Raw genomic sequence first — 12015 nt, 5'->3', positions numbered from 1 at the left:
TCACTCCTTTGAAAAAAACGCCGAGCAACTCGCTCGACGTATTATTATTCATTTCCCGAAATCAATCAGCAAAAAACAGACGAACTCCTTCTGGAATCGCTTGCTCGACCCGTCTTTCTAACTCATCTTCCCATTCATCCCACGTCGTATCGACTTGATCGATCTGCTGTTCGACTTCCATCGCCGCCAGCGATAGTTGAGTCAAGCTAGATTGGCCGGGGGAAGTGAAGAATAAGAATCCGGCAAGTCCGATTCCTATAAGTCCGATTGCGAAAAGCGTTGTTCCAATAGTTTTCATTACACGTTTCATGCACGCATCCCTCCTACTCAAATCATACGACAAGAAAACGAGAAATCGTGGTGGCCTTCATTAGAATTCTATGAGAAAAGGCGCCGCTCACGCAGCACCTTACTCTTCGAGCACGGACTTCGCAATCGGTGCCCAATATGTCCCTTCCATTTCTGAAACGGTCGTCAACGTATCGCGATAAGCGGGATCATTTGCCTTTTTCTCGGCAATCCCTTTCATCCATAAAACATCCGCTTTGTAACCGGATTCCGGATAAGAATCGACATAATTTGCATAATCAGTAATTTCTGCTTGTCCTAACTTATTGTCGACGAGAAGTCGATAAAATCCGACTGCTTGTTCTTGACCAGCTTTCGCTTTACCACCCAATAGTCGATCAGCTTTTTCGTACTGCTTGTCTTGAACGAGCGCTTCAACTTCGGTCAGCGGGACAATATCCGTCGAAACGGCCGGTGCTTCTTCTGTTGACTCAGTCGGTTTCTGATCGTCCGAATCTTGAAGTTTCTCATTCTCTTCTTCGAGTCGCGCGACTTCCGCTTCTAACTCCTCAAGGCGTTCCGCGAGCGCCTCCTCCTCGGTCACCGTCTCCATGACGACTTGGTCCGATTCGTCCGATGTAACGACTGGTGGTTCAGCATTTGGCCAAAATGCGAGCACGCCCGCCGCGAGACCGACGACGAGTGGAAGCCCCAGCCATTTCTTATCAAACTTGAACACTTGTCGCCATTCGGCTAAATCCGAATGCTGGATGACAGCCGACGAGAACGAACGAAAGCGGCGCTTGGCCGCTTTTTTCCCGTTCGCCTTCACTTCTAGCGCAAGACCTAGTCGATGGAAAGCAGCAGGCACTTTCATCCCGAGGAGCGGCACGATTCGTTCGCTCGCTTCTTCATAATAGCCATGGTCGAGGAGCGTCGTGATGACCTCAAACTCACTGGCGACAAGACGGAAAGAAGGGTCGTATTCCCCTTTACGAGCCAACCATTCCGTCATATCGAACAATGGAAGTTCGGATAGCTCTCGTTCTGCTAGTGTCCGGATATCCATTGACTCAGCCTCGTTCAGGATAGAGTGGGAACTTCGCAGTTAACGTTCGCACGTCTTGAAGTGCTTCTGCGAGTACCGACTCGTCTTCATGATGTTTGAGCACACGACCGATTAAGCGTGCCACTTCTTTCATATCCTCTTGTTTGAAACCGCGTGTCGTCATCGCCGCCGTTCCAAGACGAACACCGCTTGTGACGAATGGTGATGCCGGGTCGAACGGAATCGTATTTTTATTAACCGTGATCCCCGCTGCATCAAGTGCGTGCTCCGCTGCTTTTCCCGTGATGTCGATGCCGCGAAGGTCGACGAGTAAGAGATGGTTGTCCGTTCCGCCCGATACGATTCGGAGTCCCTCTTCTTCAAGACCTGCCGCAAGGGCTTGCGCATTGGCGATGACTTGACGCTGGTAATCCTTGAATTCCGGTTGGAGTGCTTCACCGAATGCGACCGCTTTCGCTGCGATGACGTGCATGAGGGGTCCGCCTTGGATACCTGGGAAGATTGACTTGTCGATTGCTTTGGCGAACTCTTCTTTACAAAGAATCATCCCGCCCCGTGGTCCACGAAGCGTCTTGTGTGTCGTCGTCGTGACGAAATGCGCATGCTCGACTGGGTTCGGGTGCAGACCCGCCGCCACGAGCCCGGCGATGTGGGCCATATCGACCATGAGGTAAGCATCCACACTATCCGCGATCTCGCGGAACTTCGCAAAATCGATTGTGCGTGGATAAGCCGAAGCCCCTGCCACAATCAATTTTGGCTTGTGTTCTTTCGCGAGCGCTGCGACAACGTCATAGTCAATGTGTTCTGTCTCTTTGTCTACACCGTATTCGACGAAGTTGTATTGGATACCCGAGAAGTTGACCGGGCTACCGTGCGTCAAATGACCGCCATGAGAAAGGTTCATCCCGAGCACCGTGTCTCCTGCTTCAAGCACCGTAAAATAAACCGCCATATTCGCTTGCGCACCAGAGTGTGGTTGTACGTTCGCATGTTCTGCACCGAACAATGCTTTCGCACGGTCGCGCGCCAAGTTTTCCGCAACGTCGACAAATTCACAGCCGCCATAGTAACGGCGTCCCGGATATCCTTCGGCATATTTGTTCGTCAATACGCCTCCTTGCGCTTCCATGACCGCTTCTGAAACAAAGTTTTCTGAGGCGATGAGTTCGATGTTGTCGCGTTGACGACCGAGCTCGTGTTGCATTGCCTCAAACAATTCCGCATCCTGCACTTTTAACTTCGTCGTGTTTACCATGTGAAGACCCCCTCTAAATGTCTAAAAATCAACATCCCCATCGTACCATACGCTTGTTTTTTTGGGTATCGCTATAATCTGACGGAAAGTTGGGTATCATTAGAAAGAATGCAACTGTGAGGAGGTCACTTATGATTGAGACAAAAGAAATGACGATTACACCGTTCGAACGTAAACGAACAGTCCGAATTTACACGCCTGCTGACTATGAGACATCGGAAAAACAGTATCCGGTCCTCTACATGCATGACGGACAGAACTGCTTTAATGACGAGGACGCGAGCTACAAGATGAGCTGGCGCGTAAGTGAATATCTGAACGACTCGAAGCGCGACTTAATTGTCGTTGCGATTGATAGTGCGCCGGGCGAACAACGACTTGATGAGTATGGACCATGGGAAAATCCCTTCATCGGGGAAAGTTTGCTCGGACGAGACATCGTACTCGGAGGGCAAGGTTCAGCCTATATCGAATACATCGCTCAGGAATTGAAACCTCAAATCGATGCCGACTATCGGACCATCCCGGAAGAAACGGCGATGATGGGCAGTTCGATGGGTGGGCTTATCTCCGTGTACGCAGCGTGTGTATATCCAGACATCTTCAAGCGGGTCGCTTCCCTGTCGTCCGCGTTTTGGTTCAACCAAACGGAGCTGGAACAATTGATTGAAGCGAGCGACGTGAAGGGCGTCGAGCGTCTTTACTTAGACGTCGGCGCCAAAGAAGTTGAGGAACCGATGGAGAACGGTCCGACGAACGAGATGTATCGCGAATCGAGCGAACGCGTGTATAACTTGTTAAAGGACAAGGTCGAACACATCCGTTTCGAAGTGATTGAAGAAGGCGTCCATAACGAACTTGCCTGGCGCGAGCGCTTCCCGATGGTCGTGTCGTATTTATTCGGTGAAGAATTATAATCACAAAAAAGCATCGCATCCGGTCGAAAAAACCGAATGCGATGCTTTTCATTTGTTTGGATATTGAGCCCGTGGCCCACCAATCAGTTTCGGTCTCGTAATCGCGAACGTGACGTACGCCTCCCCGAGATGCTTCGATGATAGTCGGACCGGAATGGCGACCGGCTTCAAATGCATCCCAATCAATGTCGAGCCGATATCAATTCCAGCATCTGCTTGAATCGATTCGACGACACACGGCTCATCGAAGATTGCATAAGCTTTCTCTGACATCGCTCCGCCGGCCGCGCGGACCGGGACGACTGTCACTTCAGTGAGGCCGAACTGTTTAAGTGTCCGGCGCTCAACGGTGAGGGCACGATTGATGTGCTCGCACCCTTGAAACGCCAGATGGACACCCGTCTTTTCTCTAAATTCAAGGAAGGCTTCCATCAACTCACTTGCGACGTCGATGGACCCCGCCTTGCCGATCTTTTTGCCAAGGACTTCACTTGTGGAGCACCCGATGACGAGAATACGCTCATCATGTAACGGAAACAGTCCGTTTAGCTCCGTTAATAATCCGAGAAGTTCCGTCTTCATCAGGCTCACTTCGATTCGTAAGCGCTCATCTTGCCGACACGGTTTGAATGGCGACCGCCTTCAAAGTTCGTATCGAGCCACGTCGTCACCAAGTCGAGTGCAAGACCAGGTCCGATGACACGCTCGCCCATCGTCATGATGTTCGAGTCGTTATGCTGACGTGTCGCTTTCGCGCTGAATGAATCATGGACGAGTGCCGCACGAATCCCTTTGACTTTGTTCGCCGCAATCCCGATTCCGATTCCCGTACCACAAATCAAAATTCCACGATCGAACTCACCAGCCGCGACAGCTTCAGCGACCGGGATGGCTACGTCTGGGTAGTCAATCGATTCGGCTGAGTGGGTCCCGAAATCTTTATACTCATGTCCAAGCTCTTCAAGCAAGGCTACAATTTCTTTTTTTAAGTTGAATCCGCCGTGATCGGCGCCAATTGCAATTTTCATTCGTTCATTCCCCCGTCTTCTTTGGTAGGCGTCTCGGTGGTTTCGTCACCTTTGACCCATCATTCGTTAATTTTAACACAAGTCGATTCACGAGTGGCTCAAGTTCATTTCGCACTTGGCGATAGACATTCATCGAGCCGCCGAACGGGTCATTGATGTCTCGTTCAAGTCCTGTTACGAATTCATAGAGCGTGTACGTCCGCTCCCCTAAATCCGGGTATGTATCCCGGATTTGTTCACGGTGCGCACGCGTCATCGTCAAGATGATGTCCGCCCAGTTTCCTAACACCTCATCAAACGTTTGCGTGACATGATCGAGTTCAATCCCACGTTCTCTGAGAACTTGCAGTGCATTTTCAGAAGCATCGAATCCTTGCATCGTCCGTAGACCGGCAGAACGAATATCAAATTCATCTCCTGTCATTTTCGAACGGAGCAAGGCCATCGCCATCGGGCTTCGGCACGTGTTGCCACTACATATGAATAATACGCGTTTCATTGACATCGCGTGTCCTCCTCTATGTCTTTAGGCATCTTTCGTCGGTTGCACGACCTTCCCTCCGGACGCTTTGTATAAGCGGTTATAGACGGCTAACGCGACCCCGACCGGTTCAATCTTGTTCACATAAATCTCTTCGACATCTGTCTCATCAAATCGACGAAGGGCATCGTATAAACGTTGCGCCGCCACTTCCATCGAGGTACCGAGAGAAAAGGTAACTTCTGCCAATGTCGGCTCTTCATCAAATACGAGTGCACCGATACGCCGCCCCACTCGCTGACGCTCTTCGATGACACGCTCTAAATCTTCACGTGTGCCATCGACCAAAAAGACGGGCGCTGTCGGGGCATAATGCGTATATTTCATTCCCGGTGACTTTGGTGCGGCTTCTTCGTCACTTAAGTTGGCATCTAAAGCGACCGATCCAATGACGGCTTCGATTTCTTCTCGCGTCACACCACCAGGTCGTAAAATCGTCACCATGTCACCCGTACAATCGATGACGGTTGACTCGACACCGATTCCAGTTGGACCCCCATCAACAATCCCTGCGATTCGCCCGGCCAAATCATCAGCCACATGTTGAGCGGTGGTCGGCGAGGGGCGCCCAGAACGATTCGCACTTGGAGCCGCAAGTCCTAAACCCGACTCACGAATCAACTCAAGTGCTGCCGAATGGTTCGGCATCCGTAATCCGATGGAATCGAGGCCCGCGGTCACGAGCGAAGAGGCTCGGCCGTTTGAAGGCAAGATGATTGTCAAAGCGCCTGGCCAAAACACATCCATTAAGCGTTTGGCAACGGGAGGGATCGAATCGACGAACATTTTCGCTTGTTCGATTGAAGCAATATGGACGATGAGTGGGTTATCCGACGGACGACCTTTCGCCTCAAAAATCTTGCGAATCGCCATATCATTCATGGCGTCCCCCGCGAGACCATAAACGGTTTCTGTCGGCATGGCGATGATTTCACCCGCTTGAAGAAGACGTACCCCCTCTTCAACCTCATTCGATTTAATCCATTTCGTTTCCATACGCAATCCCTTCCCTTACGGCATAGACGATACGGTCCTTACCGTTTATATCTTTTAAAATACCCGTTTCTGCTTCAGGATAACGTTCAGACAACAATGATTTCACATCTTGTCCTTGGTTATACCCGATTTCAAACGCAATCAATTGCCAATCGGCACGTAAGACGCGCACTGATTCCGAAATGAGTTGACGATACATATCAAGCCCGTCCGCGCCTCCAAAGAGGGCTAGATGCGGCTCGTAGGCGACAACGGTCTCATCTAACAGCACTTCCGCTTCGATATAAGGCGGATTCGAGACGAGAATACGAATCGACCGATCGGCGACTGGAGCGAGCCCGTCTCCTTCATAAAAACGAACATTCGCACCGAGCGCTTCCGCATTTCGTTTCGCGACCACTATCGCTTCCGGAGAAATATCGACCGTGTGTACCCGGATACCGAGTTCTAAACTAAGCGTGATCGCAATCGCTCCACTCCCCGTCCCGACATCCACGATTTCATCGTCCGTTATGTGACGAATTTGACCGAGCACCCAGTCAATCAATTCTTCTGTTTCTGGCCTCGGAATCAAGACGTCGCGATTCACTTCGAAAGAACGCCCGTAAAACGGCGCTCGTCCAATCACATGTTGTACCGGTTCCCCGGTCAACATACGCTCAACGCCTTCCTCAAATCGTGTCGCCTCATCTTCCGACAGTTCATCCGACAGGCGGACGAGGAGACCAGTCCGATCAACGCGAAGCACATGCATGAGCCACCACTCGGCAGCCGCGTGGTCGCGCCCGGCTTCTGAAAGCCGTTTTTCTGTCTGTTTGAGTAGCGCGGCGACACGCATCATTCTGCATCCTCCATGAGACGTGCCTGTTCATCCATGATGAGTGCGTCGATGATGTCTTCTAGTTCACCCGCTAACACACGGTCTAACTTTTGGAGCGTTAAACCGATGCGATGGTCTGTGACACGACTTTGCGGGAAGTTATATGTGCGAATCCGCTCTGAGCGGTCACCTGTCCCGACAGCGGATTTCCGCTGTGCCGACAGTTCTTCCATATGCTCGCTCTGCATCTTGTCATACAGGCGTGCCCGAAGGACCTTCATCGCCTTGTCTTTATTTTTATGTTGCGACTTCTCATCCTGACAAGACACGACGAGGCCTGATGGGATGTGTGTCAAACGAACGGCAGACTGTGTCGTGTTGACTGACTGTCCACCTGGACCGGACGAGGTGAACGTATCGACACGCACATCTTTCATATCGATATGGACCTCGACATCTTCCGCTTCAGGTAAGACAGCGACCGTTGCCGTAGACGTATGGATTCGTCCACCCGATTCCGTAGACGGGACCCGTTGCACACGATGTGCCCCATTCTCAAACTTAAGTTTTGAGTAGGCACCAGCCCCATTGATCATGAACGTGACTTCTTTAAATCCGCCGAGTTCGGTATAGTTTGCATCGATCAATTCAACTTTCCAATTTTGACGTTCAGCGAATCGTGTGTACATCTTATAAAGATCTCCTGCGAAAAGGGCCGCTTCGTCTCCACCTGCCGCACCTCGGACTTCGACGATAACGTTTTTGTCATCGTTCGGGTCTTTTGGAAGTAACAAAATCCGTAACTTCGCTTCTAACTCTTTTACTTCCGGTTCTAAAAGCTGCATCTCTTCTTTTGCAAGTTCACGCATCTCGGCATCGAGCGTCCGGTCTTCGAGCATCGACTTCGCTTCCTTGAAGGCCTCACTCTTACCCTTATACTGCCGATACATCTGTACCGTCTCTTCTAACTGTGCTTGCTCTTTCGAATATTGTCTCAACTTCGTCGAGTCACTGAGCACCTCAGGGTCGGCGAGCATCTCATTCAATTGCATATAACGATCTTCTAATACACTTAAACGGTCAAACATGATGATCCGTCCTTTCTCCGTCAAATCAAACTCTATCTATTATAGCAAAAAAACGGACCGCCGAGGGCGGTCCGTCGATTCATCAGTCTACCACCGTATGGCGGACCGGACGTGGTTTATTCGGCACATCATGACAATGACGGCACCTCGGCTCATACGATTCTGAAGCTCCGACTAAGATGACCGGATCTTCATAACGAGCCGGTTTCCCGTCAATCAAACGCTGTGTCCGCGAAGCAGGTGCCCCGCAAGACAGGCAGATCGCCTGCAGTTTCGTCACAAACTCGGCACGGGACAACAGTTCAGGCATCATCGTGAACGGTTCACCACGAAAGTCCATATCGAGCCCTGCACAAATAACGCGTTTGTCCTCGTTCGCGAGCTGTTCGATGACATCAACGATGCCTTCATCAAAGAATTGCACCTCATCAATCGCGATGACTTGTGTTTCTTCACGTACGGCATCGTATAAGTCCTGGCTCGATGCGACAGGTACTGCCACGACCGAGTTGCCCATGTGTGAGACGACGTTCTCTTCATGATACCGGTCGTCGATTGCTGGTTTGAACACTTGGACCGGAATCTTTCCATAGTGAGCGCGGCGGACACGGCGAATCAATTCCTCCGACTTCCCTGAAAACATACTCCCACAAATCACTTCAATCCAACCATATCGGTTCGTCACATGCATCATTATTCTTCGCCCTCTCCATCGATAATCGCTTTCCGATTATACCTATCTTTCGAGTTGAGGAAAAGGGTTGACTTCTCTCAATTCCCATTAGCCGTGGACAAGTCCTTTATTCGTCGGCATTCGCTTCTTTTTGCTCATCAATTAATTTCAATTTGCGTGCGAGCGGTCGAATCGTGAGACCGTGCAACGTTACGGAAATGAAGACGAGTCCGAGGGTGAGCGGTAACATTTGCTTCGCATCTTCAATCCCAAGATGCGCGACCTCTTCGGCAAAGAATCCAGCAACCGTCATCGCCACGATACCACGTGGTGCAATCCAACCGATAAACCCTCGTTCCGCAAGCGGTAAGCCCCCACCGATTGTGGAAAAATAAATTGCTACCGGACGTACTAAGAAAAGGATGCCGGCAATCGTCAATAGAAGTGGCCATTGGAAAATATTCAATAGTTCCTCTCGGGACAGCGATGCCGTCAATAAAATGAATACAGATGAGATGAGCAAGATCGAAATATCTTCTTTAAATGATTGCAGTTCTTCAATAATTTCTTCATCCCGATGCTTCGTGTTGGCCATCGTCATCCCCATTGCCGTCACGGCAAGAAGCCCGACTTCGTGCATCATAAGCTCACTCAGTGAGAATAAGACGAGGACGGCCGTCAATGTGACCGAGGCACGAAGGTAACGCGGCACTTTTTCAGCGACAAACCACCCCATCAAGAGATGACCAAACAAGTAACCGAGTCCAATCCCTACGATACAAGCACCTGCAAAGAGGAGTTGCATCCATAAATCCATTCCTTCATATACGATGTAGCCAAGTCGTACGACGAAGAGACCAAGTAGCGCACCGACAGGATCCACGATAATGCCTTCCCACTTCAGAATCGCACCGACCCGATCTTTCAAATGCGCTTGGCGCAATAACGGAATAACGACGGTCGGTCCCGTCACGACGAAGAGCGCACCCATGGTCCACGCGACCACCCAATGCAACCCACCGACATATTGGATGAGTAGCGACGACCCGACAAACGACAAGGCAACCCCGACTGTAACGATTCGCACAATCGACCGACGGAACTGATTGATTTCGCTGAAATGAAGCCCGAGACTTCCTTCAAATAAGATAATGGCAACCGCAAACGATATGATAGGACTATATAGATCCCCTAATAATTCACGTGGGTCGAACAGGCCAAGAATCGGACCTGCCAATACTCCGGCGAGTGTCATAATGATGATTGCTGGGATTTGATAGCGCCATGCCAACCATTGTGACATGATACCGACTCCGATTAACAAGCTGATACTGATGAGTATAAATTCCATAAAGGCCCCCTCATGACATTCTTTCGTCTCTTTACCCGCGTTATTGTAACAAAAAACCGCCAAGGGCAATCCCTAGGCGGTGAGCATACAACTTTACGATTAACGTTGGTATTTCTTGTTGAAGCGCTCGATACGACCATCTGCAGATGCGAATTTCTGGCGACCTGTGTAGAACGGGTGCGAATCAGAAGATACATCGACACGGATGAGTGGGTACTCGTTTCCATCTTCCATCGTGATTGTCTCGTTAGAGTAACGAGTTGAACCAGTGATGAATTTGAATTCTGTCGTCGAGTCCATGAATACGACTTTACGGTATTCTGGGTGGATTCCTTGTTTCATTGCTTTTCAACTCCTTCGGCCCTAAGTATTCTTTCAACCTAGAGAAAGTTCACTAGAATATAATATCACCCAACTATAGGATTTACAAGTCTGATTTCGTTTTTTTCACTGGTCGTCTTTTTTTCTTATCTGCCTCAAGCGCAGCGAAAAAATCGAGGTTCGTTTTTGTCTCACGAACGCGACGTAAGAACTGTTCAACGAAGTCTGGAGACTCGTTCATCGTGCGACGAATCGTCCATAGTGAATCGAGTTCGTCCTTCCCAAGCAACAACTCTTCTTTCCGTGTACCCGATCGACGAATATCAATCGCCGGGAAGATGCGACGTTCAGCTAGTTTCCGGTCTAGATGAAGTTCCATGTTCCCAGTCCCTTTGAATTCTTCATAGATGACGTCATCCATTCGTGAACCGGTCTCAACGAGTGCCGTGGCAAGAATCGTCAAACTGCCTCCATCTTCGATATTTCGAGCTGCGCCGAAGAATTTTTTCGGTTTATGGAAAGCCGCCGGATCAATCCCCCCAGATAGTGTCCGCCCACTCGGCGGGACAGAAAGGTTATACGCACGAGTGAGACGAGTGATGGAGTCGAGTAAAATGACCACGTTTTTCTTATGTTCAACGAGACGCATCGCCCGTTCAAGTACGAGTTCCGAGATTCGTGCATGGTTTTCCGGTGTCTCATCAAATGTCGAGAACGCTACGTCCGCACCCGGTACCGACCGTTGGATGTCAGTCACTTCCTCTGGTCGCTCATCAATCAAGAGAATAATCAGTTCGACGTTCGGATGGTTCGTCGTGATTGAATTCGCAATTTCCTTTAAGAGTGAGGTTTTACCGGCTTTTGGTGGCGCCACAATCAAACCACGTTGTCCGAACCCAACTGGTGCAATCATATCCATGACGCGAACGGAAAGATGCTTCGGTTCCGTCTCGAGCGCCATTTGCTGTTCAGGATAAATCGGTGTCAGCGCCGGGAAATAATCACGCGAACGTGTCGAGTCCGTCGACTCACCATTGACCGCTTCTACACTCAACAACCCTTGAAAGCGTTCATTCTCTTTCGGCTTACGGACTTTCCCCGTGACAAGATCTCCGTTTCGAAGATTAAAGCGACGGATTTGTGAGGCGGCGATGTAAATGTCTTCGGAAGATTGGGAGTAATTGATTGGTCGGAGGAATCCGAAACCGCCGTCATTTTGGGACTGTGGGTTCGGTGGTATGATTTCTAAAATACCTTCGAGGAAATACAAATCTTTTGATTCTGCCTGTGACTTCAAGATACGAAACGTGAGTTCACGTTTCCGTGCTTCTCGAAAATTTGGTACTTTCACTTCTTTGGCGATCTCATATAGTTCTTTTAACGTCTTCGTTTCTAGTTCACGAAGCGTATAATTCTTTGCCGGTTCTGTCTGTTGACTCATTCAAGTCACCTATCTTTCTACATTTCATTACAAGAAGTATTCGAGTTTATGCAAACTTTTCATTTATGTTCTGCCATCATCTAACCATATTTTGTCCGTGCCGTCACTGTGCAAAAATCACCTTTTGTTCAACCGTTCCCCTCTTGTACAAATCCTTACACAGTAAATGATGGTTTTGTAACAAAATAAGTGCTATATCCACATATTGTTTCATTTCCATTACA

Annotated in this window: 14 protein-coding genes; 1 reads left to right on the top strand and 13 read right to left on the bottom strand. The window is 49.6% G+C overall.

The annotated features are described in order from the left end of the window. Positions 1-61 precede the first annotated feature (61 nt). The 3 genes from P400_RS0104650 to glyA form a co-directional block, all read right to left on the bottom strand. Complete coding sequence (locus P400_RS0104650; protein WP_026825081.1) at positions 62-310, bottom strand: hypothetical protein; 249 nt, start codon at positions 308-310, stop codon at positions 62-64. A gap of 99 nt (positions 311-409) precedes the next feature. After that, positions 410-1357 (bottom strand): hypothetical protein, encoded by a 948-nt coding sequence (locus P400_RS0104645; protein WP_026825080.1) that lies wholly within the window; start codon positions 1355-1357, stop codon positions 410-412. A gap of 4 nt (positions 1358-1361) precedes the next feature. Further along, positions 1362-2615: a serine hydroxymethyltransferase gene (gene glyA, locus P400_RS0104640; protein WP_026825079.1), complete on the bottom strand. Its 1254-nt coding sequence runs from the start codon at positions 2613-2615 to the stop codon at positions 1362-1364. Positions 2616-2746: 131 nt separating this feature from the next. Here glyA and P400_RS0104635 point away from each other — a divergent pair, with 131 nt between their 5' ends. Beyond that, on the top strand, positions 2747-3532 hold the full coding sequence (locus tag P400_RS0104635) for an alpha/beta hydrolase (protein WP_026825078.1): 786 nt from the start codon (positions 2747-2749) through the stop codon (positions 3530-3532). A 48-nt stretch (positions 3533-3580) separates the two neighbouring features. Here the strand turns inward: P400_RS0104635 and P400_RS0104630 are convergent, their stop codons facing one another. The 10 genes from P400_RS0104630 to rho form a co-directional block, all read right to left on the bottom strand. Beyond that, positions 3581-4114, bottom strand: a complete 534-nt coding sequence (locus P400_RS0104630; RefSeq protein WP_152538869.1) for a TIGR01440 family protein — start codon at positions 4112-4114, stop codon at positions 3581-3583. Between the two features lie 5 nt (positions 4115-4119). After that, positions 4120-4560, bottom strand: a complete 441-nt coding sequence (rpiB, locus tag P400_RS0104625) for a ribose 5-phosphate isomerase B (RefSeq protein WP_026825076.1) — start codon at positions 4558-4560, stop codon at positions 4120-4122. A gap of 4 nt (positions 4561-4564) precedes the next feature. Further along, positions 4565-5065 carry a low molecular weight protein arginine phosphatase gene (locus P400_RS14880; protein WP_034770840.1) on the bottom strand — a complete coding sequence of 167 codons (501 nt, stop codon included), beginning with the start codon at positions 5063-5065 and terminating at the stop codon, positions 4565-4567. 21 nt (positions 5066-5086) lie between these two features. Continuing rightward, positions 5087-6097, bottom strand: coding sequence for an L-threonylcarbamoyladenylate synthase (locus P400_RS0104615; RefSeq protein WP_026825075.1), 1011 nt, complete (start codon positions 6095-6097; stop codon positions 5087-5089). Beyond that, positions 6078-6935 (bottom strand): peptide chain release factor N(5)-glutamine methyltransferase, encoded by an 858-nt coding sequence (gene prmC / locus P400_RS14875; protein ID WP_034771325.1) that lies wholly within the window; start codon positions 6933-6935, stop codon positions 6078-6080. Before prmC ends, P400_RS0104615 begins: the two co-directional genes overlap by 20 nt. Continuing rightward, positions 6935-8005, bottom strand: coding sequence for a peptide chain release factor 1 (gene prfA, locus P400_RS0104605; RefSeq protein ID WP_026825074.1), 1071 nt, complete (start codon positions 8003-8005; stop codon positions 6935-6937). Before prfA ends, prmC begins: the two co-directional genes overlap by 1 nt. An 82-nt stretch (positions 8006-8087) precedes the next feature. Beyond that, entirely contained in the window at positions 8088-8699 is a 612-nt protein-coding gene (locus P400_RS0104600) for a thymidine kinase (protein WP_026825073.1), read from the bottom strand. A 106-nt stretch (positions 8700-8805) separates the two neighbouring features. Then, complete coding sequence (locus P400_RS14870; protein WP_034770839.1) at positions 8806-10029, bottom strand: cation:proton antiporter; 1224 nt, start codon at positions 10027-10029, stop codon at positions 8806-8808. A gap of 99 nt (positions 10030-10128) precedes the next feature. Next, the gene (locus tag P400_RS0104590; protein ID WP_012727387.1) at positions 10129-10371 is read right to left on the bottom strand and encodes a type B 50S ribosomal protein L31; all 243 of its coding nucleotides are present in this window, start codon (positions 10369-10371) and stop codon (positions 10129-10131) included. An 82-nt stretch (positions 10372-10453) separates the two neighbouring features. Beyond that, positions 10454-11791 (bottom strand): transcription termination factor Rho, encoded by a 1338-nt coding sequence (rho, locus tag P400_RS0104585; protein WP_026825072.1) that lies wholly within the window; start codon positions 11789-11791, stop codon positions 10454-10456. Positions 11792-12015 lie beyond the last annotated feature (224 nt).

Origin of the sequence: Exiguobacterium marinum DSM 16307, from assembly GCF_000620845.1 — a bacterium.
Classification (GTDB): domain Bacteria; phylum Bacillota; class Bacilli; order Exiguobacteriales; family Exiguobacteriaceae; genus Exiguobacterium; species Exiguobacterium marinum.
This window is presented reverse-complemented; position numbering and strand designations above follow the sequence as displayed.

Excerpts from the sequence above, each read along its gene's own strand:
- P400_RS0104650 (WP_026825081.1), bottom strand. The coding sequence starts at position 310 with ATGAAACGTGTAATGAAAACTATTGGAACAACGCTTTTCGCAATCGGA.
- P400_RS0104645 (WP_026825080.1), bottom strand. The coding sequence starts at position 1,357 with ATGGATATCCGGACACTAGCAGAACGAGAGCTATCCGAACTTCCATTG.
- glyA (WP_026825079.1), bottom strand. The coding sequence starts at position 2,615 with ATGGTAAACACGACGAAGTTAAAAGTGCAGGATGCGGAATTGTTTGAG.
- P400_RS0104635 (WP_026825078.1), top strand. The coding sequence starts at position 2,747 with ATGATTGAGACAAAAGAAATGACGATTACACCGTTCGAACGTAAACGA.
- P400_RS0104630 (WP_152538869.1), bottom strand. The coding sequence starts at position 4,114 with ATGAAGACGGAACTTCTCGGATTATTAACGGAGCTAAACGGACTGTTT.
- rpiB (WP_026825076.1), bottom strand. The coding sequence starts at position 4,560 with ATGAAAATTGCAATTGGCGCCGATCACGGCGGATTCAACTTAAAAAAA.
- P400_RS14880 (WP_034770840.1), bottom strand. The coding sequence starts at position 5,065 with ATGTCAATGAAACGCGTATTATTCATATGTAGTGGCAACACGTGCCGA.
- P400_RS0104615 (WP_026825075.1), bottom strand. The coding sequence starts at position 6,097 with ATGGAAACGAAATGGATTAAATCGAATGAGGTTGAAGAGGGGGTACGT.
- prmC (WP_034771325.1), bottom strand. The coding sequence starts at position 6,935 with ATGCGTGTCGCCGCGCTACTCAAACAGACAGAAAAACGGCTTTCAGAA.
- prfA (WP_026825074.1), bottom strand. The coding sequence starts at position 8,005 with ATGTTTGACCGTTTAAGTGTATTAGAAGATCGTTATATGCAATTGAAT.
- P400_RS0104600 (WP_026825073.1), bottom strand. The coding sequence starts at position 8,699 with ATGATGCATGTGACGAACCGATATGGTTGGATTGAAGTGATTTGTGGG.
- P400_RS14870 (WP_034770839.1), bottom strand. The coding sequence starts at position 10,029 with ATGGAATTTATACTCATCAGTATCAGCTTGTTAATCGGAGTCGGTATC.
- P400_RS0104590 (WP_012727387.1), bottom strand. The coding sequence starts at position 10,371 with ATGAAACAAGGAATCCACCCAGAATACCGTAAAGTCGTATTCATGGAC.
- rho (WP_026825072.1), bottom strand. The coding sequence starts at position 11,791 with ATGAGTCAACAGACAGAACCGGCAAAGAATTATACGCTTCGTGAACTA.